This is a genomic window from Peptococcaceae bacterium, from assembly GCA_024655825.1.
Classification (GTDB): Bacteria; Bacillota; Peptococcia; order DRI-13; family PHAD01; genus JANLFJ01.
The window spans coordinates 1-24,564 of the sequence record JANLFJ010000010.1; the positions used below are offsets into that span (position 1 = coordinate 1).

Annotated in this window: 23 protein-coding genes; 19 read left to right on the forward strand and 4 right to left on the reverse strand. The window is 57.5% G+C overall.

The window, feature by feature from the left end; genetic code table 11:
- Together NUV48_05365 and NUV48_05370 are read left to right on the forward strand one after the other, a co-directional pair.
- Positions 1-303, forward strand: a 303-nt coding sequence (locus NUV48_05365) for a hypothetical protein (protein MCR4441570.1), incomplete at its 5' end; no start/stop codon positions are given.
- A gap of 36 nt (positions 304-339) precedes the next feature.
- Positions 340-900, forward strand: coding sequence for a copper amine oxidase N-terminal domain-containing protein (locus NUV48_05370; protein MCR4441571.1), 561 nt, complete (start codon positions 340-342; stop codon positions 898-900).
- Here NUV48_05370 and NUV48_05375 read toward each other — a convergent pair.
- A complete protein-coding gene (locus NUV48_05375) occupies positions 855-1,736 on the reverse strand; it encodes a copper amine oxidase N-terminal domain-containing protein (protein ID MCR4441572.1) in 882 nt (293 codons plus the stop codon). The genes NUV48_05370 and NUV48_05375 overlap by 46 nt on opposite strands.
- A gap of 168 nt (positions 1,737-1,904) precedes the next feature.
- Between NUV48_05375 and NUV48_05380 the strand changes: the two genes are divergently transcribed.
- Positions 1,905-2,363 carry a nucleotidyltransferase domain-containing protein gene (locus tag NUV48_05380; protein MCR4441573.1) on the forward strand — a complete coding sequence of 153 codons (459 nt, stop codon included), beginning with the start codon at positions 1,905-1,907 and terminating at the stop codon, positions 2,361-2,363.
- On the forward strand, positions 2,350-2,493 hold the full coding sequence (locus NUV48_05385; GenBank protein ID MCR4441574.1) for a hypothetical protein: 144 nt from the start codon (positions 2,350-2,352) through the stop codon (positions 2,491-2,493). Before NUV48_05380 ends, NUV48_05385 begins: the two co-directional genes overlap by 14 nt.
- 121 nt (positions 2,494-2,614) lie before the next feature.
- Here NUV48_05385 and cls read toward each other — a convergent pair whose 3' ends face one another.
- Entirely contained in the window at positions 2,615-4,171 is a 1,557-nt protein-coding gene (cls, locus tag NUV48_05390) for a cardiolipin synthase (GenBank protein ID MCR4441575.1), read from the reverse strand.
- Positions 4,172-4,409: 238 nt separating this feature from the next.
- Here cls and NUV48_05395 point away from each other — a divergent pair, with 238 nt between their 5' ends.
- From NUV48_05395 to NUV48_05420, 6 genes are all read left to right on the forward strand, one after another.
- Positions 4,410-5,420, forward strand: coding sequence for an efflux RND transporter periplasmic adaptor subunit (locus tag NUV48_05395; protein ID MCR4441576.1), 1,011 nt, complete (start codon positions 4,410-4,412; stop codon positions 5,418-5,420).
- A complete protein-coding gene (locus NUV48_05400) occupies positions 5,417-8,602 on the forward strand; it encodes an efflux RND transporter permease subunit (protein ID MCR4441577.1) in 3,186 nt (1,061 codons plus the stop codon). The genes NUV48_05395 and NUV48_05400 overlap by 4 nt, the downstream gene beginning before the upstream one ends.
- On the forward strand, positions 8,599-9,210 hold the full coding sequence (locus NUV48_05405) for a TetR/AcrR family transcriptional regulator (protein ID MCR4441578.1): 612 nt from the start codon (positions 8,599-8,601) through the stop codon (positions 9,208-9,210). The genes NUV48_05400 and NUV48_05405 overlap by 4 nt, the downstream gene beginning before the upstream one ends.
- A gap of 66 nt (positions 9,211-9,276) precedes the next feature.
- Entirely contained in the window at positions 9,277-9,642 is a 366-nt protein-coding gene (locus tag NUV48_05410; GenBank protein MCR4441579.1) for a Na-translocating system protein MpsC family protein, read from the forward strand.
- Positions 9,643-10,079: 437 nt separating this feature from the next.
- Positions 10,080-11,096, forward strand: coding sequence for a Nif3-like dinuclear metal center hexameric protein (locus NUV48_05415; GenBank protein ID MCR4441580.1), 1,017 nt, complete (start codon positions 10,080-10,082; stop codon positions 11,094-11,096).
- Between the two features lie 19 nt (positions 11,097-11,115).
- Positions 11,116-12,198, forward strand: a complete 1,083-nt coding sequence (locus NUV48_05420) for a hypothetical protein (GenBank protein MCR4441581.1) — start codon at positions 11,116-11,118, stop codon at positions 12,196-12,198.
- 77 nt (positions 12,199-12,275) lie between these two features.
- Here NUV48_05420 and NUV48_05425 read toward each other — a convergent pair whose 3' ends face one another.
- Positions 12,276-12,719, reverse strand: a complete 444-nt coding sequence (locus NUV48_05425) for a hypothetical protein (GenBank protein ID MCR4441582.1) — start codon at positions 12,717-12,719, stop codon at positions 12,276-12,278.
- A gap of 61 nt (positions 12,720-12,780) precedes the next feature.
- Between NUV48_05425 and NUV48_05430 the strand changes: the two genes are divergently transcribed.
- From NUV48_05430 to NUV48_05465, 8 genes are all read left to right on the forward strand, one after another.
- Entirely contained in the window at positions 12,781-13,095 is a 315-nt protein-coding gene (locus NUV48_05430) for a hypothetical protein (protein MCR4441583.1), read from the forward strand.
- Between the two features lie 194 nt (positions 13,096-13,289).
- Positions 13,290-14,423: a 3-methylitaconate isomerase gene (locus NUV48_05435; protein MCR4441584.1), complete on the forward strand. Its 1,134-nt coding sequence runs from the start codon at positions 13,290-13,292 to the stop codon at positions 14,421-14,423.
- 30 nt (positions 14,424-14,453) lie between these two features.
- Entirely contained in the window at positions 14,454-15,314 is an 861-nt protein-coding gene (locus NUV48_05440; GenBank protein ID MCR4441585.1) for a xanthine dehydrogenase family protein subunit M, read from the forward strand.
- A 7-nt stretch (positions 15,315-15,321) separates the two neighbouring features.
- Entirely contained in the window at positions 15,322-15,819 is a 498-nt protein-coding gene (locus NUV48_05445; GenBank protein ID MCR4441586.1) for a (2Fe-2S)-binding protein, read from the forward strand.
- Positions 15,820-15,877: 58 nt separating this feature from the next.
- Complete coding sequence (locus NUV48_05450) at positions 15,878-18,100, forward strand: xanthine dehydrogenase family protein molybdopterin-binding subunit (GenBank protein ID MCR4441587.1); 2,223 nt, start codon at positions 15,878-15,880, stop codon at positions 18,098-18,100.
- 155 nt (positions 18,101-18,255) lie between these two features.
- The gene (locus tag NUV48_05455; protein ID MCR4441588.1) at positions 18,256-20,184 is read left to right on the forward strand and encodes an aconitate hydratase; all 1,929 of its coding nucleotides are present in this window, start codon (positions 18,256-18,258) and stop codon (positions 20,182-20,184) included.
- A gap of 25 nt (positions 20,185-20,209) precedes the next feature.
- On the forward strand, positions 20,210-21,418 hold the full coding sequence (gene icd / locus NUV48_05460) for an isocitrate dehydrogenase (NADP(+)) (GenBank protein ID MCR4441589.1): 1,209 nt from the start codon (positions 20,210-20,212) through the stop codon (positions 21,416-21,418).
- Positions 21,419-21,614: 196 nt separating this feature from the next.
- The gene (locus tag NUV48_05465; protein ID MCR4441590.1) at positions 21,615-23,030 is read left to right on the forward strand and encodes an oxaloacetate decarboxylase subunit alpha; all 1,416 of its coding nucleotides are present in this window, start codon (positions 21,615-21,617) and stop codon (positions 23,028-23,030) included.
- 133 nt (positions 23,031-23,163) lie between these two features.
- On the opposite strand, the gene NUV48_05470 is transcribed toward NUV48_05465, so the two are convergent.
- Positions 23,164-23,319, reverse strand: a complete 156-nt coding sequence (locus tag NUV48_05470) for a hypothetical protein (GenBank protein MCR4441591.1) — start codon at positions 23,317-23,319, stop codon at positions 23,164-23,166.
- Positions 23,320-23,431: 112 nt separating this feature from the next.
- On the opposite strand from NUV48_05470, the gene NUV48_05475 reads away from it, so the two are divergent.
- The gene (locus NUV48_05475; protein ID MCR4441592.1) at positions 23,432-24,562 is read left to right on the forward strand and encodes a histidine kinase; all 1,131 of its coding nucleotides are present in this window, start codon (positions 23,432-23,434) and stop codon (positions 24,560-24,562) included.
- The last annotated feature ends 2 nt before the right edge of the window (positions 24,563-24,564 follow it).

The window sequence follows — 24,564 nt, forward strand, 5'->3', positions numbered from 1 at the left end:
AGGATAAATCAATATTTTGTTAAGTATCAAATTTTAGTAATTACAGCGGCGATTAAGTCGCTGATTGATTACAACTATATTGTACTAGGAGGTGGCAATATCTGTATGTATAAAGAGGCAGCTGAATGGTTTAACATACCGTTTTTTTGGCCGGGTTTTTTCGTTATAGCTTGTTGCATCTATATGGATAGGTTAAGCCTGGTTTTCCCTTATTCTTATGTGATGTCTGATAATATATCAGGATTACAAAAAATAAACGCCATGATGCAAATAACGCAAAAGATAAACAGCGTTTTAGTATAATGTAATCAGCGATAAGCGGAAGGGAGGAAGAACCGCATGCCCAAAAAACTGGCCTGGCCCGCTTTGCTGATCATGCTTGCCTGCGCCTTGCTGCTCGGTTTTTCGACAGCGACAGCCGTCACGTATTACAAAACATACCCGGTGGCCAGGATTGTGCTGAACGGCAACGAGGTGGCCACCCCGGACGTGCCGGCGTTTATCATCGACGGGCGGGTTGTGGTTCCCCTGCGGGTTGTGGCGGAAGCCATGCAGGCCGAGGTGGAGTGGTCCGAAGGAACGCGGACCGTTACGATCACCAGGCCTGATCTTGTGCCCCCGCCGGCGAAGGATAAGATCAGTTTTTCCCCGATACAGCTGCGCGGCTACAACCCCAATTCCACCGAGGTGTCCGGCAGGGTGACGAACAACAACAGCAATTCGGTGCATATCAGATTCACTGTGAACTTCATTGAAGCGCGCGGACCGCTGGGGCACGTCCACGTCGAGCTGAAGTCGGCAAGCCCCGGCGAGGCCACGGAGTTTTATGCGCTGATCAAAGAAAACGTTCAAGCCTACGAGCGGATCGAAATAACCATCGACGAACTGGAGTGGACCTGATCAAACCGCCAGTTCACTTCCGAGGACATAAAAGCGAACAGGTCGACGGGGACCAAAACCCTTTCGTTAATGGACAGCCGCGTCGGGGCTTCAAAACGGGTTTTGTAGCCGTTGATGACCGCAAAGTCCCACCAGACCGAAACCTCCACTTTCCTTGGCCCTTTTTCAAAGGTGACCACGCCGATGTTGTTGCCGTCAACCGCGTAACCTGTTTTGTAACCGAGTTTTTCGGCGATGACCGCGGCCGGGACCAGCACGCTCCCGTCGGCGGCGTAGGGTTTATCCTGCCTGAACACCACCGGCTTGTTGTCGACAAGCACGTTGATTTTCAAGTCCTCCGGCCCGGTGAGGCCTTCCAGCAGGTACGGCTTGGGTATTACGCCGTAGTCCGCTTTCAGATCGCGGCTGACCAGCCCTTTCGGGCAAAATTCCCAGTATTCACCGGTTGCCTGGTACCCGGACCTGCTCCACTCATTGAGGACCTCTTCGCTGACGACGGTGTTCGGCGGCAGCCGTAGTTTGGCGGGGTCGCTGCCCTGCAGCCATTTTTTGGCTTCCTCCAGCGAGCCAAACGGCTTGGGAAGGCTGATGTCTTCCTGGATGTTCCATCTGATTTTGCCGTAGCTCAGGCTGCCCTTATAGTCCAGCCGGCCGGACAGGCCGCTGTATTCGTCGTAGATCCTGTGGATGGTCAGGCCGTCGGAGCTGAGCCTTTCTCCCAGCAGGACCCGGTAAGTCTGGCCGGGTATGACCCGGTAATCTCCCGGAATATCGGCCAGCGCGCCCTGGGCCGGAAGCAGCATGAGCATAAGGACCAGCAATAATATTCTTCTCATCGTTTTTACTCGCCTGCCTGATTTTAGTGCTACTGAATAATATTATAGTTTATCGCGGCATAAAGTTAAATAGCCGGCGGAAGGCGGAACGCTTTATTCCGGCCGAGCTTGCGGTAAAGGTGGGCTTGGGGTATAATTGAGCCAAAATATGGAATGAGAGGCTAAAACATGACCATAAATATAATTAAAGATATGATCATTCGAAAAGCAAGGGAAGTAATATCAGCAAGAGAAGAGGTCCTTTTTGCGTATTTGTTCGGTTCTTTAAGCAAAGGCACAGCCGGGAAAATGAGCGATGTGGATATTGCCGTATTTTTGGACCAAGACAAACATGCAGCAGCGGGTCTTTTCGGCTACCAAAGCGAGTTTTCGGTTGAGCTGGAGCGCCTCTTGCAGGAGCGGGTGGATCTGGTAATATTGAACTCAGCTCCCCTGGTGCTGCGATTCAAGATAATCAAGGATGGTCAACTGATGTTTTGCCGATCGGAAAGCGCCAGGCGAGCATTTCATGAACGGACAATCAGAGAATACCTCGATTTCAGGCCGTTTTTAAGGGCGCAAAATGACTGCCTGCGCAGGCGCCTGGCTGAAGGCACCTTTGGAGGGGGTAAATGTGGCGGACATTGAATTGATAAAAGAAAAACTGAAACAGCTTGACCGTTATTGCATGCAACTGAGCAAGTATCAGGGTGTGACAGCTGAAGAGTTGGAAACAGATCAAAGGAATGGCTGGGTTCAGAAATATTCTTGTTCATGAATATGCAAAAGTGGACATGAAGAAGGTGGCAGAAATTCTTAACCACAATTTTTTATGTTTTATACGATTTGCGGAATATGTGTTAAAATATGTCGAATAGAAATGCCTGTCTTTCTGTCTGTTACAACAGCGGCGAAAGCAGCCTGGCCGCCGATTCCAGCACGCGCCGCGGCAGCGACCGCTCCTTGAAGCTTTCCAGGTCCAGGGCGTGTGAATCCAGGAGGTCCCGGGCAAAATCCTCGTCCAGCCGTCGGGCGGTTTCCTTGTCGTAGACCAGGGCATTCACCTCAAAGTTCAACCGGAAACTGCGCTGGTCCATGTTGGCCGAACCGATCACGGAAAGCACCCCGTCCACCGTCAGGACCTTGCAGTGCATCAGGCCCTTCTGGTAAAGGTACACTTCCACCCCGGCCTCCATCAGCTCTTCCAGGTAGGACATAGCGGCGAGAAAGACGATCTGGTGATCCGTTCTGTCGGGCAAAAGGATCTTGACGTCCACCCCGCTCAAGGCCGCCGTCTTGAGGGCGGTGAGGATGCTTTCATTGGGTATGAAATAGGCCGAAGAAAGGTGGACCGATTTTTCGGCGGTGGCGATGGCGTAGTAATAGGCCTGCATGATCGACTCCCAGTGGGTGTCCGGCCCGCTGGAAGCAATCTGGACGATTTTGTTGCCGGGACGCTCGCCGGTGGGACAGGGAAATTTCTCTTCCAGCGACTCTTTGGTGATAAAGTACCAATCCAGCAGGAAAATGCGCTGGAGAAAACAGACGGCGTTCCCGCTGATCCGCAGGTGCGTGTCCCGCCAGTAGCCGATGCCCGGGTCGCGGCCCAGGTACTCGTCGCCGATGTTGGCGCCGCCCACGAAGCCGATCCGCCCGTCGACCACCAGTATCTTACGGTGGTTGCGGTAATTGATCCTGTTGTGCAGGATTGGGAAACGCACCGGGAAAAAGGGTTCTATTTTTATTCCCGCCTGTCTCAGGCTCTGCAGGTAAGACTCGCCCAGCTCGCGGGAACCCAGGGCGTCGTATATGACACGCACCTCAACCCCCTGCCGTGCTTTTGCCAGCAGGATTTCCATGAGCCGGCTGCCGATTTCGTCGCTCCGCAGGATATAAGTTTCAAGGTGGATATGCTCGCGTGCTGATTCCAGGGCTTCAAACATCGCGGAAAAAATCTGATCACCGTCGGTGAGGACCTGGACATCGTTGTACAGGGTAATAGGGGATTCGGCGGTGTTGATGATCAGGTTCATCAGTCTTTCCTTGGAAGCGGGCAACTTGCTGAAATCAGGGTTACTTTCAGGAATACTTTCCTCCAGGGGATAGATAAATTCACTCAGCCTTCTTTTTTTTGCGGTCAGCCGGCGTTTCCTGATTTGCCGGCCCACGGTCATGTACAGGACGAAACCCAGCACGGGCAGGAAAATGAGGACCAGGAGCCAGGCCAGGGTCCGGGCCGGGTCCCTTCTTTCCAGGATGATGACGATGGCGGTGAACACGACGAGGCAGGCCAGCAGCACGGTGATGGCATCGGTCGTCAGCTCCAGGTAGGGAGGGGCATTAACGTGTTTGAAGTAATTGAAAATGGCCTTGTACGCCGTGGTGATGATCAGCCCGTTGATGATCAGGAGGGTCAGGATGAAAAGAAAAACAACGGAAACGCCGGTTTTCTTCATAGGCCACTTTTCGCCTCGTTTCTGGACTGCGTTTCTTCCTCATTATGATTATGATCTATTTTAATCCTTTTCATTGGCCGGTGAAATAGATTTTCGACATCTTTCGGCCCGCCCAGGCGCAAAGAAATTGAAAAAATGGCCGGAAACGCGATTGACAACCTACCCGGCAGAGAAATAGAATGAAAATGTGTGCTGACCGACCGTTCGGTCAAAAGCCAGCAAGCAAGGAGGTCTTCAGGTGAATAACAGACTGGTAGTTTTGGCGGCGCTCGTTATGGCGTTTGGCCTGGCCGTATCCGGCTGCGGCCAGAAACCGGCCCAGCAGGCCGCTGGTGGCGTAAAAAAAATACCCGTGCGGGTGGAAACGGTGAAGAAGGACACGCTGAAAAAGACTATAAACCTAGGAGGGCTTTTGCAGCCCCAGGACCAGGTTTATTTGAGCGCGAAAAACCCTTCCTTGCGGGTACTGCGTGTGCCTGTCAGGGTGGGAGACGAGGTGGCCGCAGGGACCCCCCTGGTGGTCTTTGATTCGCGCGAGATTGACCTGCAGCTCGAGCAGGCCCGTCTCAACTACGAGCGAAACCAGCAGCTTTACGAGGCGGGAGCGGTTTCAAAGTCCCAGTTTGAGCAGGTTAAATTTACATACGAGAACCTGCTGCTCCAAAAGGAGGCCGCGGTGATTAGCAGTCCCTTCGCGGGGACGGTCGCCAGCGTGGAGGCCGTGGAAGGCCAGCTCGCAGGCGCCGGCTCACTGGTTTCGGTGGTCAACAGCGATAAGCTGAAACTCCAGGTGCAGGTCGGCGAGGCCAATATCGGCAGGCTGAAAAAAGGCGGGGAAATGACGGTCGCGGTGCCGGCTGCCGGCGGGGAATACAGGGGCCTCATCACCTCCATCGCGCCGCAGGCTGACAGCAGGACCAGGGCCTACCCGGTGACCCTGGAGATAACCAACGAAGACAAAGCGCTCAAGGGCGGCATGTACGGCGAAGTCCAGCTGGTCGTGGAGACCAGGGAGGACGTGGTGGTTGTTCCCCAGCAGGCCATCCTTGACCAGGGAGCGAAAAAAGTGGTCTACGTCGTGGAAAACGGCCAGGCCAGGATGAAGGAGGTCAGGGTTGGATTGACCCTGGGAGACAGGGCGGAAATCATCGAGGGGCTGCAGGCCGGGGAAGCGCTGGTCGTTGAGGGACAGTACGGCCTAAAGGACGGCAGCCCCGTTTCGGCCGAGACGGGGAGTGAACGGCGATGAAGCTTTCGGACGCATCGGTAAGAAGACCCGTCGCGGTCACCATGCTGTTTTTAATCATCATCCTGCTGGGCGCGGTATCGGTCAGCAAGCTGAACATGGACCTGCTGCCCGAATTGAACCTGCCCATGGCCTTGGCCATGACCACTTACGAAGGCGTGGGCCCGGAAGAGATCGAAAACCTGGTCACCCGGCCGATCGAAAGCGTGCTGGGCACGGTCAACGGCATCAAAAACATCAGCTCAACCTCCAGCCTGGGCCGCTCCATGGTCATGGTGGAGTTCGCCTGGGGCACGGACATGAACTTCGCCCTCAACCAGATGAGGGAAAAGCTGGACCTTATCGCCAATGTGCTGCCTTCCGATGCGGGCAAGACCACGTTGATCAAGATGGACCCCAATCTGATGCCGGTGGTGGTTTTGGGTTTTGGAGGCAGCCAGGACCTGGCCGTGCTGGATAAGCTGGCCGCCGATGTGGTCAAACCACGCCTGGAACGGGTCGAAGGGGTGGCTTCCGTGTCCGTGGAAGGCGGCGTGCAGAGGGAAATACGCGTGTCTGTCGTTCCCCAGCGTCTTCAGGCTTACGGCCTGAGCCTCGACCGGATCGTATCCTACCTGCGGGCGGAAAACCGCAACACCTCCGCGGGAACGGTGGAGGAAGGCCAGCGAGAGCACGTGCTCCGTGTCACCGGGGAATTTAGAGACGCGCAAGAGATCGAGAACCTCAAGATCCCCCTTTCCACAGGGGGTTATATCAGGCTGGGCGAACTCGCCAGGGTGGAAGACACCTTCAAGGAGAAGAGAAGCTTTGTTTACATGGACGGCGCGCCAGGCATCCAGATATCCATCCAGAAGCAGACGGACGCCAACACCGTAAAAGTGTCGGACGCCGTCTCCAAGGAACTGGAGGAGATCAAAAAGTACCTGCCGAAAGACGCGCAGATCAAAACAGGTTTTGATCAGGCCGAGTTTATCAGGCTCTCCATCCGCAACGTGACGAGGAACATCCTGGCCGGCTCCGTGCTGGCGGTGTTTGTGCTGCTGCTTTTTTTAAGAAACCTCCGCAGCACGCTCATTATCGGCACGGCCATCCCCATTTCCGTCATCGCCACCTTTATCCTCATGTTCTTCGGCGGCCTCACCCTGAACATGGTTTCCATGGGCGGCCTGGCCCTGGGGGTGGGGATGATGGTGGACAACGCCATTGTCATCCTGGAGAACATATACCGCCACCGCCGGGAAGGGTATTCGCGGGTTGAAGCGGCCACCAGGGGCTCAGGGGAGGTAGGGGTCGCCATTGTGGCCTCGACGCTCACTTCAATAGTGGTTTTCCTGCCGATCGTTTATGTCGAAGGCCTGGCTTCCCAGATTTTCCGGCCAATGGCCCTGACGGTGTCCTTTTCGCTCCTTTCCTCGCTGGCGGTGGCCCTTACCCTTGTCCCCATGCTTTCTTCCAAGATTTTAAAGGTCAACCACGCCGGGAAGGCCGGGGAAAACGGGAGCCCAAACGGCAGCGGCGGCGGGAACGGGCGTTTCGCCTTCTTTGCCAGGCTGGCCGACTTCTGGTACGGGATGATCGACAGCCTGGACGCGAAGTACCGCGTCGTCCTGCACTGGGCAATCAATAACAAAAAGAAAGTTGTCTTCCTGACCGCGGGTTTGCTGGCGGCGAGCCTGGCCCTAATTCCCGCGGTGGGCATGGAATTCATGCCCAAGCAGGACAGCGGCGAATACACGGTGAGCATCGCCCTCCCCAACGGCACGGCTTTGCGGGAGACGCAGCGCGTCACCGAACTGATGGTCGGTTACATCCACGAACTGCCGGAACACGAGTGGACCTTCTACGCCGTGGGCAGCGGCGGCGGGATGATCGGTTCCGCCTCCACCACGGAGCGCGCTTTTATCCGCGGCAGGCTGGTCGATAAAAGCAAGCGGCAGCGCGGCATCGACCAGATACTGGACGAACTGCGGCGAAAATGCGCCGGCATTCCTGGCGCCAGGATAAACATCAGCGCTGCGGACAGCAGCATGGGAGGCAGCGGGGCTCCCATCGAGATCAGGCTGACCGGCGACAACCTTGAAGTTCTGCGGGCCTTTTCCGAAGCGGTCGCCGCGCGCATAAAAACGGTGGATGGTGTCCGCGAAGCCAGGGCCAGTTTCGAGGAGGGTCGCCCCGAACTCCACATCAGGCTCAACCGGGAAAAGGCCGACCTTTACGGGATAAACGTCGCCCAGCTTTCCAGCCTGGTCGCCGCAACGGTCAACGGATCCACCGCCACCAAGCTGCGTTCCAAGGGCGAGGAGATCGACGTGACCGTCATCGTCGACGAGAAATACAGGAAAAACGTAAACGACCTGAAAATACTGACCGTGCCTTCTTCCACGGGCGCGCTTATTCCCCTGGGAGACGTGGCCGACTTCGAAACAACCACCGGCCCGACGAGCATCAGCCGGATCAACCAGTCCAGGCGGGTTTCGGTGACCGGGGACATTTCCGGCAGAGACTTAAAGAGCGTCATTACCGACATCCAGGCCGCGATCAGGGATATGAACGTTCCTCCCGGCATCCAGGTAATTTTCGGCGGTTCAAGCATGGACATGATGGAATCATTCCGCGACCTGGGCTTTGCCCTTATCCTGGCGATCATCCTGGTGTACATGATCCTGGCCTCGCAGTACGAGTCTCTGCTCTATCCTTTCGCCATAATGTTCGCCCTTCCTCCCACCGTCATCGGGGTCGTGTTCTCCCTGCTCGTAACCGGGCGGACCTTCAACGTTCCCGCCTTTATCGGGGTCATCATGCTGGCCGGGATCGTCGTCAACAACGCCATAGTCCTCGTCGACTACATCAACACCCTGCGCCGCCGCGACGGGCTGCCGCGCAAGGAGGCCATACTCAAAGCGGGGCCCACCAGGCTCAGGCCGATCCTCATGACAACCCTGACCACCATCCTGGGGCTGGTGCCTCTCGTCCTCGGCCTGGGAGAAGGGTCCGAGATGTCGGCTCCCATGGCTACGGCCGTTTTCGGCGGGCTGTCCTTTTCCACCCTGATCACCCTGGTCCTTGTACCCTGCATGTATATCATCCTGGAAGACGCCAAGAATAAACTGGCCGGCCGGTGGAGAAGGTTCCGCGGGGGCAAGGGCGCCGCGAGTGTTTCCGCTGCCGGGGGTGAACAGCGATGAGGGAAAGCGGCAGCCCGGCCAAGCAGGATTTGATTCTGAAGGCTGCGGCAGAGGTCTTTTCAACCAGGGGGTTTCACGGCGCCAGGATAGAAGAGATTGCCCGGCAGGCCGGGGTGGGCAAGGGCACCGTTTATGAATACTTCAAGAGCAAGGAACACCTTTTCAGCGAAACGCTGAAGGCGGGAATGGAGAAGTTCAATCAACGACTTTTGGAGGAGACCGGCAGGCACGATTGCGCCAGGGAGAAACTGGCCTCCTTTGCCCTGCTGCACATCCTGTTCGGGAAGCGGTACCGTTCCATGGCCAGGATGGCCATGCTGGGAACGCTGCCGCTCGACGAGTCGTTCCGCAAGCGGGTGCGGCAGCTCCACGCGCAGCGCCTGGAGATGATCGAGAATATTGTAAAAGAGGGCATTGCCGGCGGCGAAATAAGGCCGGTCGATCCCTTCCTGGCGGCCAACCTGTTCTACGGGGGAGTCGGCCTTATCGCCGGCCCCTTTGTCGAACTCGCTCCCGCTGAAATTGAAAGGTCGGTGGAGAGAATAATCGATTATTTTTTCAGGGGAATTGCAGCCCGAGATACAGAATTTGTCCCGCCTGTGGTATAATTCAAATAAACAGGGCGAGGTGATTGTTATACGCGCTTTAACTATTACCGGGAAAGAGGTGACGGGGTGTTACTGGGTGAGTTCAAGCAGGAGATCATGAGGCTGAACAACAAGGTGAACATGGAGATTTTCAGCCAGGGTTTGAGATGGCAGAAGGTCGAAATCATCGACGACAAGGTATTCATTATCGCTAATAACAAGCGCCTCCGGGGGCTTGACGCCTTGGACCCGGTGGACCGCCTGACCACCAAGTTGATCGACCTCGCGCTCATCCTGGAGTTCAAGGACCGCTTCATCAAGACGGTGGAAGAGGCGCTGAAAGTCAAGATTCTGGCTCACCTGAAAGACTACGACCCATATACGGAAATTTCCTTCAGTGTTACAATTTTCGAGAAAAAAGTGGATGAGTTGATAAAAGAAATAAAGTTATAAAAAAATATAAGATTTGCGCTTAATAAGCAGGAATTTTTATTTTCGTGTCGAATAGGATACAACGGAAAAAACCGAACAGCGCTGTAAGCTGGCTGAGGGAGCTCCCTAAAAAGAGAGCCCGATATGACCGCTGGTTAGTGGATGAAAGGCAATCAATCCTTTCATTGTACCGACCGGCGTTTTTTATTATCGGGAGAGCCCGAAACGACCGCTTACCCGTCCCCGGCGAAGGAGAGAAGGGTAGTTCCTTTTTTCCTCCGGCGGGCAGAGGGCAGGCGGTTTTTTGTTTAGGGGCAAAAATTTCGGGGCGGCCCGCCGGCCCTGCGGACCAAAGCCGGCTGCCGCGCTTTTCGCCAGGCTTGTCTCCAGAAAGGGGGTGATGGAAAAAAGAAGCTGACCGGTTTTTAAAGGATGCACAGAAAGTGAGGGAGTCGATTGTGAGCAAAAAAGTACTGGTCAAGGATTTAGTGGAAGCTCTGGACAAAATAACCGGGGGGAGGGTGCTGAAGTCCCCTGAGGATACGGCCGGCGGCAAAAATTTGTTTGTGGTGACCAAGTCCTCGAACATCCCCGGGAAAGCCGTCACCGAAACGCCCGGCCTGGTCTGCGGCAGCATGGAGATGGAGATCAAGAAAGCGGCTGTCATAATGACTCTTACCGAGAGCGCTATCGAACTGGCGGGCGCGACAGGTGTCGACGCCATCGTGGCGCATCACCCTATTGCCGATGCTGCCAATTCAGGCGGGGTCCTGCTGCGGACCTACCTTGGGCTCTACAAGGTGGCGGCGCTGGAATTGCACGAAGCTTTTCACGGGCTTCATCCGGGCATTGCCTACCTCCACGGTCACCGCGCCTACCATGTGGACATCAGGTACGGCGGCATTCCGGGCAATATCCTCTACGTCGGCGAGGCGCTTGCCGGGATTAAGACAGTGGGGGACATGCTGGAGCGCCTGAATACCCTCATGTCCGCCGAAGTGGAGGAAAGGATGCTCGAAAGCGAGCGGGAAATCAGGGGGTGCCGTGACATCCAGGAAACGAGCGTTTGCGCGAAAGGCGTCATCCTGGTCGGCAGGCCCGAAAACCCTGTCACCAAGGTCATTCACATCTTCCCGCACACGGGTTTCACCCCGGAACACCTGGAGAGCGTCGTCCGGGAACATCCAGGCGCGGATACTTTGCTGGCCACCATCAGCAGGGCATACCCCGGCAATCCCCTCATTGAAAAAGCCCGGCAGCTCGGACTGAATTTTATTTGCGGGAACTCGCACGCCCTGGAAATCATGGAAAACGGCCTGCCCCTGGCCTGGGCGATAAAGGCGCACCTGCCCGAACTGGAGGTTGTCCTCTTCCGGGAGAGAATGACCAGCGTTCCCCTCGAGTCGTTCGGCGGCAAAGAGCTCCAGGAATACGCGCGCGATATCTCCGCGAGATTTTTGTCAGGCAAAAAATAATCAAATAAAGAAAGGAGCAATGAAAGTGAGTACGGAAATCAAAACTGGTGAAAAGAAAATAAAGACGATCGAAATCGTGGGCCTCGTTTTGGTTGGCTTGTCTTTAGTCGGGCTGTTTTTCGCTCCCGGGTTTATCGCCGGCATCTTTGACGCCATGGTCAAAAGGGCCTTCCCCACGATTGTCCAGACCACCCTTACCGGCACGCTCGGCGTAGCCGTCATCATCAGCGTAATGGTCGGGCGCACCCTGGAACGACTGGGGTTTACCGACGCCCTGATGAGGCTCTTCCTTCCCCTGGCCAGGCTGATGAAGGTCAACTCCGCCGTCCTCATCCCCGCCATTTATAACATCCTTGGAGACATCAACGCCGCGGGAAGGATCGGGGGCCCTATCCTGGTTAAAGCCGGGGCCACCAAGGACGAGCAGAAAATCGCCATCTGCACCATGGTCCAATCGCAGCAGTCATTCTCCACTTTCATGTTCGGGCTGATCGCCCTGACGGCCGTGGGCGCCAAGGCCTTCCTGGTGATAGTCATCGCCGTGTTTTTACCGCTGGTCATTGTGCCCCCGCTGTTGAGGCTGACCATCTGGCGCAACACCAAAGCCGTGTCGCTGGAACAACTGCCCAGCTTTACGCCCACCACCGGCGCGCTGCCGACTCTCTTCGGCGCGACCCGGGAAGGCGCTGAAATCGTTTTCCTCCTGATCATCCCCGCTTTCGCCGTGATCTTCTCCCTGATCGGCGCTCTCGATTACCTCGGTATCTGGAAGCCCATCGAAAACGCGCTCACCTCGATGCTGTCGGCCCTGGCCATCGATCCCAAGTCGGGGATGGTCAGCATACTGGCTTCGCCGACCCTGGCCATGTCCCAGTTGAAAGACGTGGCCGCGACCATGCCGAAAAATTTGGTCATCGGGTCTTTCGTGCTGGCGGCTTCAGGGTTCCCGCTTTCCGTCATTTTCGGGCAGATCCCGGTCATCTGGTCCGGGGTTACCGATTTGTCCCACCGCGAGGCTATGGGCGCCGCCGTGCTGGGCGCGGTTATGAGGCTGCTCACCGCGGGCCTGGTTGCGCTCCTTCTGACACCGCTCCTGTCCTAGGTTGCGGCCGGGTCCGGAGGTGTCAGATTGAGTGGGGGGAGGCTTCGGCCTCCTCTTTTTTTCATTCAGGCGGCCTGTCAGGCTACCAGGTCACCCAGGGGGACGGTGAATTCGCCGCGCCTTTCCCAGTACACGCGGACGTCGGGCCGGGCCAGGGGGATGTCGAGGACACGACCGGCCAGGCTGACGCGGAGGCTGAAACCATGCTTCAATTCGGCCTGGTCAAGTATTTTATTGTTCGCCAGCTTCAGCTTGAGTCCCGGCAGATCCTCTTCGCGGATGGCGATGGCCCTGGCGGGTTCGGCCTCAAAGGGACCCAGGGCGACCTTGAGTTCGTGGACTGCCTTTCTCCCGGTGGCCGCCACGGTTTTATTGGGCCATATGTTACAATTGTAGTTGTAGACATCGGTTCCAATCGAGAGAGGAAGCAGGACATCGCCTGCGTAGAGTTCCATCCGGAAGCTGTGGTTGGGGGTAAGAAAGAGCGAGGTCTCCGTCACCAGTTCCAAACCTATTTCCATACTGCTGCACCTCCTTTCCTGGTTCGGGTGGAATAAATGTTATGCTGTTGCGGTGAAATTGGTGCATGGCTTTATTGGCGTTGACCACGACCGGGGCCAAAAAACCGGCGCCTGCCTGGAGGGAGATGAAGCCGCCCGCATGTTCATTGAAGCGGGGGAAGATGTGATTCATCATGGGCACGGAATAAGCCCCGACAAAGCTCAACTCATGGCTGAAAATGGGGTGGCCCTGGCGGTGACGCCTCATGCCGGGACAAGCAAAAAGCCGACCTCGCCGCAGGAAGTCTACGAGTTTTACAAAAAAGGGGTCAAGATAGCTGTGAAGTGTTGGTCTCAAAAAAATAAACAGGGCCAGGACCGCCCTGTTGTGGAATGAAAAAACCCATTGGAATCACTTGCAGGAGGAGTTTTGTTTCCGGCAAGTGATTTTTTTGTGGTAAATTGACAAAAAACATTTATTTTATGAAGGAATTATCAAACCACATATAGAAATAAAATATATGATATATTTTAAAGCGGAGGGGGACAACCCCTTTGACTTCAGTCATGTTGACAAGCGGGTGAGGAAAGTTGTTGAAGGGTATTCCCTGCATGATCATGCGCGGGGGAACAAGCAAGGGTCTTTTTTTCGCCGAGAAGGACCTGCCCCCGCCCGGCCCGGAGAGGGACCGGATGCTTTTGCGGGTGATGGGCAGCCCGGACGGCAGGCAGATTGACGGCCTGGGCGGCGCCGCGTCTGTCACCAGCAAGGTCGCAATCATCGCTCCTTCCGCGGCGGAAAACGCCGACGTAAACTACACGTTTGCCCAGGTGGCGGTGGACAAGGCGGTGGTCGATTACAAGGGCAACTGCGGCAATATCTCTTCGGCAGTCGGGCCTTACGCCATTGAGGCCGGTCTGGTAACGATCAGCGAACCGCGCACCGTGGTGAGGATCCTGAACACCAACACCAACAAGATCATCCATGCCGAAGTCCAGGTCAGAAGCGGGCAGGTTCTCTACGAGGGGGAATACAGGATCGACGGGGTGCCGGGAAGCGCGGCTCCCGTCAAACTCACGTTCTTTGACCCGGCCGGGTCCGTGACGGGTAAACTCCTGCCCACCGGAAACGCCGTTGACGTGCTCCGGGTGCCTGGAAGCGGGGAGATCGAGGTTTCCATAGTCGACGCGGCCAACCCGCTCGTCTTCGCCAGGGTGGAGGACGCCGGGCTTACTGGGTTGGAGCTTCCCGCGGAAATAGACTCATCGGAGGAAATCTTGCGGCGGATGGAGGCGATCCGGGCGGCTGCGGCCGTAAAGCTGGGCTTTGTCGCCAACGCGGAGGAAGCGGCCTTAAAATCGCCCGCCGTGCCGAAGATGACCCTGGTGACCCGGGCGAAGGCTTACGTCACCACGGAAGGGCGCCTGGTAAAGGAAGAGGAGATTGACCTCGTGGGGCGGATGATGTCCATGCAAAAAGCCCACAGGACCTACGCCCTGACGGGCGCGTTGTGCACCGCAGCGGCGGCGGCGGTCGAAGGGACGCTGGTTCAGGGACTGGTCTCCTTGCGCCTTGATGAGACGAGCCTCAGGATAGGGCACCCCGGCGGGGTCATCGAAGCGGGCGTGGAAACGGAGCGGCACCCGGGCGGGACGCGGCTGATTAGCGTGAGCGCTTACAGGACGGCGAGGCTGCTTATGAAGGGGACCGCTTATTACCTATAACAAATATAACGACAGGGTGGTGCAAACAGCGTGAGCAAATTCAAATACCTGCAGGTTGAAAGCCTGCCTGAGGCGTTTTCCATCCTCGACGAGTACGGGAAGTCGGCCGCTCTGCTGGCGGGCGGGACGGACCTGCTGATCAACATCAAAGAGGGTAAGATTATGCCGCGGGCCGTTATCCCTCTGAAGAGGATCAGGGCCCTGGCAGGCAGAATCACTCCTGAGAATGAAGGGCTGACCATCGGCGCGCTGGCAACTTTGAGCGAGGTGGCGGCGAACGAGACGGTCAGGGCCCGTTACACGGCTCTGGCCGAGGCGGCAGGCAAGATCGGCTCCAGGCAGGTCAGGAACTGGGCGACGATCGGCGGCAACATCTGCAACGCCTCGCCGGCTGCCGACACGGTACCCGCCCTTTTACTATTCGACGCGGAGATAAATATAACCGGGAAGCGCGGCCAACGCGCGGTACCCGCTGCTGCTTTCTTCCTGGGTCCCGGCAAAACCGACCTTAGAGAAGGCGAGATCGTTGAGTCGATCTTCCTGCCGGCCCCACCGCCGGAGTGCGGTTCTTGCTACCTGAAGCTCGGCCGGCGGGAAGGCGTTGACCTGGCCATTGTGGGGGCCGCCGCCCTGGTAAGCAGGGCGGGAGAGGTGCGGATAGCCGTCGGCGCCGCCGGCCCCACCGCTTTCAGGGCGACCGGAGCGGAAAAGCTGCTGGCCGGGAGGGCCGGCAGCGCGGAAGCCCTGGAAAAGGCCTTGCCGGAAGTTTCCGGCCAGGCACGGCCGATCACGGACATACGCGCGAGCAGGGAATACCGCCTGGCCATGGTTGAAGTCTTGACCAGGCGGGCCCTGGAAACAGCCGGGGACAGGCTCAAACAAAAGGAGTGAAGGAAGAATGGAGAGCACAAAAGTAATGGTGGAATTCACCCTGAACGGGAAAGCGCAAAAAGTGGCCGTCAAGCCCACGCACACCCTGCTGAAGGTTCTGCGCGACACTTTCGGCTTCAAAGGCACCAAGGCGAGCTGCGAAAAAGGGGAGTGCGGCGCGTGCACCGTGCTTTTGGACGGCAGGGCGGTCAATTCATGCCTGGTCCTGGCGCCGGAAGTTGACGGCCGCAGCGTGGTGACTATCGAGGATTTGAATAAAGATAATAAACTGGACCCCATCCAGGAAGCCTTCCTGGAGGAAGGAGCGGTGCAGTGCGGGTTCTGCACCCCGGGGATGATCATGGCGGCAAAGGCCCTGCTGGATGAAAACCCGGACCCGGAGGAAAGAGAAATAAAAGAGGCCCTGGCCGGCAACCTCTGCCGCTGCACGGGCTACACCAGGATAATCGGCGCTGTTTCCAAGGCGGCCCAGAAAAGAAAAGGAGCCGGCGCCGGCGAGCGATAAACCGGCAGTTGCCGCCGTGCGGCGGCGCGGCTTAAATCTGGAGAACGGGGTGGTGTTTATGAAATACATTGGCAAAGACGTGCCGCGGGTGGACGCGGTAAAAAAGGTCACCGGCAGCTTGAGGTTTGCCGTGGACGAAGGAGTAAACGGGATGCTGCACTGCAAGATCCTGCGCTCTAAGGTTGCCAGGGCCGTGGATTTGAAAATAGACACTGGTCCGGCCCGCGAGGTCCCGGGCGTCTACGCGGTGCTGGCCGGGGAAGACCTGCCGCAGCCGGTCCCGCGTTTCGGCCCGGTTTTGGCCGACTTCCCGCTGCTGGCGGACAAGGAGATTAAGTTCCACGGCCAGCCGCTGGCAGTGGTCCTGGCGGAGGACGAAGATGTTTGCGCGGCCGCGCTCCGGCTGATCAGGGTGGAATGCCGGGAACTGCCCGCCGTGACAAGCATCGAAGAAGCTTTGAAACCAGGGGCTCCCCTGGTTAACGCCGGGTCCAATGTCTTCAGCGAGTACAATTACGGCTGGGGCGACGTGGAGGGCAGCAGGAGCGAGTGCGCCTGCGAGCTTGAAAACGAGTACACCTTTCCCATGGTCCACCATTTTGCTCTGGAACGGTACTCGTGCCTGGCAATCCCTCTGGTCGACGGCGGCGTGGAAATAAGGACGCCCATCCAGAACCCCTTTATCCTGCGCCGGGTTGTCGCCGCCTGCCTGGGCCTGGAATACTCCAAGGTTCGGGTTGTGGCCACTGATATTGGCGGCGGGTTCGGCGGGAAAGGCTACGCCAAAATAGAACCGCTGGCGGCCTACCTGGCCCTGCGGACCGGCAGGCCCGTAAAGATCCTGCTTTCCACCGAAGAAGGCTTCTTCGCGGCGCGCCGCCTTTCTTCCCGCGTCAGGCTGAGGACGGGTTTTGACCGGGATGGGAAGATCATCTACCAGGACATCCTCGCCGATTACGCGATGGGGGCTTTCGTTGACGCGGCTCCCCGCATCGTCGCCAAGGCCTCCTTCCTGGCCTGCGGTCCTTACCGGACTCCTCATGCCCGCATCAGGGCAAGGGCCATCTACACCAACACCACGCCGGCCACGGCCTTCAGGGGATTCGGCATGCCCCAGCTGACCTGGGCCCTGGAGTCGCAAATGAACGAAGCGGCCGCCAGGCTGGGTATTGATCCTCTCCGGCTCAGGTTTATTAACCTGCCGCGCAAGGGCGAGGTCCTGATCCCCGGGGACACGCCGGTGGACGGGGACTGGCACGAAGGGCTGGCCAGGGCGGCCGAACTGATCGGTTGGGACAAGAAAGAGGAAGAGAAAAAGGAAAAAAACACGGGGCTGGGGATTGCCATCGGGATTAAAAACCCCATCCCGTCGAGTGTGTCCCACGCGCTTGTCAAGCTGCACTCCGACGGCAGCGCCACGGTGGCCGTGGGCACAACGGAGATGGGCCAGGGTGCAAGGACGGTGATGGCCCAGTTTGCCGCGGAAACCCTGGGCATCCCCCTGGAACGTGTCCATGTGGTGATGGGGGATACCCTGGCCGCTCCTTTTGACCTCTCGACAGCCGCCAGCAGGTCTTCCATCACCATGGGCCATGCCGTGGTAAGGGCCTGCCGGGACATCCTGGAACAGGTGAAGGAAATGGCGGCCGGGCTCGCTTCCCAAAAACCGGAAGCCGTGGTGATCGAAGAGGGAGTGGTGAAGGCCGGCGAGGTGAAGATGACTTACGCCGAACTCCTGGCCGCCTGTTACGGGCCGGCCATGGGAGAAGTGGTCGGCCGGGGGATTTACCAGGGCAAAAAGGCGCCCGGGCACCCGCTCGGCGGGCTGACCGATTTCTGGGAAGTCGTGTTCTGCGCGGCAAAAGTCAGGGTGGACAGGGAAACCGGCAAGGTCTCCGTCCTCAAACTGGTCAATGTCAGCGACATCGGAAAAGCGGTCAACCCCCTCCAGGCCAAAGGGCAGGAAGAAGGCGGGGCCGTCATGGGGATAGGGCACACCCTGATGGAACAGATGGTCTACGATGAACACCATTTGCTGGTCAACGGGAGCGCCCTGGATTACAGGATCCCGACCGCCCTGGACATACCGGAGGAGATCAAGTGCGCGTTCGTTGAAAACCAGGACGGGCCCGGTCCTTTCGGTCTCAAGGGAATAGGCGAAAGCGGCTGTTTCGCCACCGCCCCGGCCGTTGCCGGCGCGGTGTACGAAGCCGCAGGCGCCTTGATCCGGAACCTGCCGATTACCGCCGAACGCATCTGGAGAGAAATAAAAGAAAGGTAAAAGAGAAATAAAAGAGAGTTGAACAACGGGCGCCGGGGGGCGCCCGTTTTCGCACCACTTGCCGTCTTCTCCAAAATGCTGTATCCTATTGTTTTAGGAGCGGCTTCGCCGCGATAATGCGGGCAGCATAAGCAATCAAAAGGGGCTGAGCATAAATGGGTTTGAACCTCACGCAGAAAATAATCAAAGCGCACCTGGTCGAAGGAGAGATGAAGGCGGGCCGGGAAATAGCGATAAAAATCGACCAGACGCTTACCCAGGACGCGACCGGCACGATGGCCTACCTGCAGTTTGAAGCCATCGGCATCCCGCGGGTCAAGACCGAACTGTCCGTGAGCTACGTGGACCATAACACGCTGCAGGCCGGCTTTGAGAACGCCGATGACCATAAATTCCTGCAAACCGTGGCCGCGAAGTACGGGATACATTACTCGCGGGCCGGGAACGGCATCTGTCACCAGGTGCACCTTGAAAGGTTCGGCAAGCCCGGCAAAACCCTGCTGGGTTCGGACAGCCATACCCCGACCGGCGGGGGTTTGGGCATGCTGGCCATCGGGGCGGGCGGCCTGGACGTGGCCCTGGCCATGGCCGGCCAGCCGTTTTACCTGACCATGCCGGAGGTCATAAACGTTCGGCTTACAGGCAGGCTTGCTCCCTGGGTTTCGGCCAAGGACATCATCCTGGAGCTCCTGCGCAGGCTGACGGTAAAAGGTGGGGTGGGCAAGGTTTTTGAATACGGCGGCCCGGGTGTGGCTGAGCTGACGGTCCCGGAGCGGGCCACAATCACCAATATGGGGGCCGAGTTGGGAGCGACGACCTCCATCTTTCCGAGCGACGCCCAGACCCAAAAATTCTTGAAAGTGCAGCAAAGGGCGGCGGATTTTGTAGAATTGCTGCCCGATCCTGATGCCGCATACGACGGGACCATCGAGATCGACCTGTCCCTGCTGGAGCCGCTGGCGGCGAAACCCCACAGCCCCGACAACGTGGCGGCGGTGAGGGAACTGGAAGGGCAGAAAATCGACCAGGTATTTATCGGCAGCTGTACCAATTCTTCCTACGCCGACCTGGTCAGGGTTGCCCGCATCCTGAAAGGGAAAACGGTGCACCCGGATGTAAGCCTCTGCATAGCGCCCGGCTCGCGGCAGGTTTTTTACATGCTGGCCAAGGAGGGGGTCCTGGCTTCGCTTATCGCCAGCGGCGCCAGGATCCTGGAATCGGCCTGCGGCCCCTGCATCGGCGTCGGGCAGGCTCCCGCTTCCGGGGCCGTCTCTTTGAGGACATCAAACAGGAACTTTGAAGGCCGCAGCGGCACAGCGGACGCCAGGGTTTACCTGGCCGGGGCCGAAACCTGCGCGGTGGCGGCCCTGACCGGCTGCCTCACCGACCCCAGGAAAATGGGCGACCCGCCGGGTAAAACCATGCCTGAAGAATTTACAGTCGACGACAGCATGATCATCGAGCCGCCCAGGAACGGGAGCGCGGTAGAAGTTGTCAGGGGCCCGAACATAAAGCCGCTGCCGGATTTTGACCCCCTGCCCGGTAAGATTTCGGCAGCGGTGGTGCTGAAGGTGGGAGACAACATCACCACCGACCACATCATGCCCGCCGGCGCCCAGATACTCTCGCTCAGGTCAAATATCCCCGCGATCTCCAGGTACGTTTTCAGCCGGGTCGACCCCGCGTTTTACCAGCGCGTGGTCGAAGAAAAGGGCGGGATAATCGTCGGCGGCCACAACTACGGGCAGGGTTCCAGCCGGGAACACGCGGCCCTGGCTCCCAGGTACCTGGGCATAAAAGCCGTGCTTGCCAGGTCTTTTGCCCGCATCCACCTGCAGAATTTGATTAACTTCGGCATACTGCCGCTGACTTTTGCGGATGAAGGCGACTACGAAGCCGTAAACCAGGGGGACAGGCTGGAACTCGACAACCTTTTGGAGGCGGTGCGGCGAAACGAAATAACGGCCAGGAACCTGACGCGGGGCGCTTCCTTCAGGCTGAAGCATTCCCTTACGCCCAGGCAGGTGGAGATTGTAACGGCTGGCGGGCTGTTGAAATATGCCGGCTTAAACTTGAAAAAGTGATGTGCGCTGACTGGAGGAGAAGCAAATGGGAGAGAAAATAACGGTAAACAACGGTAAACTGAATGTCCCCGACCGCCCGGTGATCGTCTATATCGAAGGCGACGGCACAGGCCCCGACATCTGGCGGGCCACCCGCCGGGTGGTGGACGCCGCCGTGGCCAAGGCTTACGGCGGCCAAAAGAGCATCGCCTGGAAGGAAGCGCTGGCCGGCGAAAAAGCCTTCCGCCTGACGGGAGACTGGCTCCCGCCGGAAACCCTGGAAACCATCCGGGAATATGCCGTGGCCATCAAGGGTCCCCTCACCACTCCGGTGGGGGAAGGTTTTCGCAGCCTGAACGTGGCCCTGCGGCAGGAGCTGGACCTGTACGCCTGCGTCAGGCCGGTCAGGTGGATCAAAGGCGTTCCCTCGCCGGTCGTGCACCCGGAGTGGGTCGATGTGGTGATCTTCCGCGAGAACACCGAGGACGTCTACGCGGGCATCGAATGGGAAAGAGACAGCGCAGAGGCCGGCAAAGTCCGCCGTTTTCTCAACGAGGAAATGAACTGCGGCATTCCCGGCGATGCCGGCATCGGCATCAAATACATGGGGCAATACGCCTCTGAGCGGATCATGCGCAAGGCGATGCGGTACGCCCTGGAGAACAACCGCCGGCGGGTGACGGTGGTCCATAAAGGCAACATCATGAAGTACACCGAGGGTTCCTTCAAGAACTGGTGCTACGGACTGGCCAAACGGGAATTCGGCGGGGTCTTCGTCACCGAGGACGAGCTGGCGGCGGCCGGTGGCCGGATCCCGGAAGGCAAGATACTGCTCAACGACAGGATTGCCGACAACATGCTCCAGCAGCTCGTCACCCGGAGCAATGAATACGAAATCCTGGTTTGCCCAAATTTGAACGGGGATTATATCTCCGACGCCGCGGCGGCGCTGGTCGGAGGCTTGGGCATGGCCCCGGGCGGGAACATTTCCGATTCCGTGGCCCTGTTTGAAGCCACCCACGGCACCGCTCCCAAGTACGCCAACCAGGACAAGGCGAACCCCAGCTCGCTGATCCTTTCGGCGGTCATGATGCTGGAGCACATCGGCTGGAAAGAGGCTGCCGCCAGGATCGAGCAGGCCCTGGAAAAGACGATCCAGGAAAGGAAGGTCACCTACGACCTGGCCAGGCAGATGAAAGAGACCAGGGAACTGACCACCTCGGAATTCGCCCGGGCTGTTATTGAAAACATGTGATTTACATACATGTATGCTTGAATACAGGAGAGACTACGTGTATAATGTATACATAATACAAAACAAGCCGGAAGAAGAGGCGAAGAATACATAATACAGGGAGAATAATTGTTGGATTGTGCTTGAAAGAGACGGCGCAGATAAAGTATAATTTTATTATTTATAACCAACGGTGAGGAGTAATGGAGGTTAGACCATGGCCCAACAAAGAAGGAAAATAGGCATCACCGACACCACCTGGCGCGATGCCCACCAGTCCCTGCTGGCTACCCGGATGAAGACTGAACACATGCTGCCCATTGCCGCTAAAATGGACGAAGTCGGCTTTCATTCCATGGAGGTATGGGGCGGCGCCACCTTTGACAGCTGCATGCGCTTTCTAAACGAAGACCCCTGGGAACGCCTGGATAAGATCAGGAAGGCCCTTAAAAAAACAAAAATCCAGATGCTGCTGCGCGGCCAAAACCTTGTCGGCTACAAGCACTATGCCGACGACGTGGTCGAAGAATTTGTCAAAAAGGCTTTCGCCCACGGGATCGACATTTTCAGGATTTTTGACGCGATGAACGATGTCCGGAATTTGCAAAAAGCCATGGAAGTGGCCAAAAAAGAGGGAGCCAGCGTGCAGGCCACCATGTGCTACACGATAAGCCCGGTCCACGACCTCGGTTATTTCATGAAAATGGCCCGCAGCCTGGTGGATATGGGGGCGGACTCTTTTTGCATCAAGGACATGGCCGGCATCCTGAAACCTTACCCGGCGGCTGAACTCGTTGCCGAACTAAAGAAGGAGTTCCCTGAAATCCCCGTGCAGGTGCATACCCACTACACGAGCGGGATGGCTTCCATGATGTACCTCAAGGCCATCGAGAGCGGCGCCGATGTCATCGACACGGCCATTTCCACCATGGCCCTGGGCACCTCGCAGCCGCCGACCGAAACGATGGTGGCGACGCTGGCCGGCACGCCGTACGACACGGGCCTGAACCTGGAAGCGCTGAGCGAGATAGCCGATTACTTCAAGGACGTGCGCAAGGAATACAAGGAATTCGACGTGTACAAGGCCGGGGTGGATACCAATGTCCTCCTCTACCAGATACCGGGCGGGATGCTGTCCAACTTCATCACCCAGCTGCAGCAGCAAAACGCCATCAACAAGCTGCCCGAGGTGCTGGCCGAAGTGCCGCGGGTGCGCGAGGACCTGGGCTACCCGCCGCTTGTCACCCCGACCAGCCAGATAGTGGGGACCCAGGCCGTCATGAACGTGCTGCTGGGGCGTTACAAGATGGTGACGAACGAGGTGCGCGCGTATGTGAAAGGCTTGTACGGGGCGACGCCCGCGCCGGTCAACGAAGAAGTGAGAAAACTTATCATCAAGGACGAAGAACCCATCACCGGCCGCCCAGCCGACTACATAGAACCGCAGCTGGAACAGGCCGGGCGCGAGATCGGCATCTACTTGCAGAAGGAAGAGGACGTCCTCTCGTACGCGCTTTTCCCGCAGGTCGCCAGGCAGTTCTTGGAAGAGCGTTACGCCGCGAAAACCAATGTGGACTACAACCTGGCCCGCGAGAACGAAGCCAGCACGGGGGCCAAGGTCTATCCCCTGTAGGGGGCTGCCTGCCGGCATATGTCTTAAGAATATGAAAACCGTTTAAGCAGGAACAATTAACGAGAAATCCAGGAATAACATCCTGGATTTTTTTGTGCGACGGACAAAAACAGGCCTCCTCGCGCGAATCATATTACGATATGGTTCGCCGCATCTCCACCAGGTCGTGGTAACAGCGAGGGCAGTACTCGCCTTTATTGCTTATAAACACGCTCTTGTCTTCCGCCCAGGCCTCCTCAATCAAATCAAGCGGCTGACCGCAGCGGATGCAGCAGTTCGTTTCCCGCATCGACCTCACCTCTTTGAATATTCTTTCCGCGGTGGCAGGAGTTATGCGGCGGGAAAAGAATTAGTAATATAAAACAATATGACGACGAAATTAAAATTGTGGCGGGATAGGTATGGGAAAACTTAGCCTGGAAAAGATCATCTCCGAAACGCTGCAGGCGATTGAAAAGGGCAAAAGCCAGATCTACGACATCGCCGAGAACACGCGCAGCGAAAGCGAGAGGGTAAAAAAAGAACTGCAGGAAATCCAGGGCCAGATCATGCTGACTATCGACCAGGTGGATAACCTGGAGCGGGTTGAAAAGGCGGCCCGTATCCGCCTGATGGAGGTCAGCCGCCATTTTGACAGGTACTCGGAAGAGGAGGTCAGGGAGGCTTACGAAAGGGCTCGCAACCTCCAGGTGGAGCTTGCCTTGCTGCGGGAACGGGAAAGCCAGCTCAAACTGCGGCGCAATGAACTGGAAAGGAGCCTGCGAAAACTCGTCAGCACGCTTGAAAAGGCCGAGGGACTGATGACCCAGGTCGGCGTGGTCCTTGACTACCTTGGAGGAAACCTGAAGGTGATTAATAACGAACTGGAGGTAGTTAACCAGAGAAGGCTCCTGGCTCCCCGGATCATTCAGGCCCAGGAAGAGGAGCGAAAAAGGGTGGCCCGTGAAATCCATGACGGGCCGGCCCAGTCCATGGCCAACGTAGTGCTGCGGACGGAGGTGTGCGAGAAACTGATGGAAACGGACCTGGCCGCGGCCAGGAAGGAGCTGCGGGAACTGCGGGAGACGGTAAAGGGAAGCCTGCAGGACGTTCGCCGCATCATTTTCGACCTGCGGCCGATGACCCTGGACGACCTCGGCCTTTTGCCGGCACTGGGCCGTTACCTGGAGACATTGAAGGAAAGACACCAGATAAACATAGAAACCAAATTCAGCGGCCAGCAGAAGCGGCTCAGTTCAACCATTGAAGTGGCTGTTTACCGGGTTGTGCAGGAGGCAGTTCAGAATTCAATAAAACATGCCCACTCTTCGAAGATAGTGGTAAAATTAGAAATGGAGCCGCAAAGCGTTATTGTCTCCATTAAGGACGATGGAATCGGCTTTCAGGCCGAGGGCTACCTGGAGTCGCCCAGGGCCGACAGCTACGGCCTGCTGGGAATGAAGGAAAGGCTGGATATCCTGGGGGGACAGCTGTCCATAAAGTCGATCCCCGGTACGGGAACTGAAATACTGGCCATTCTCCCGTTAGACTAACC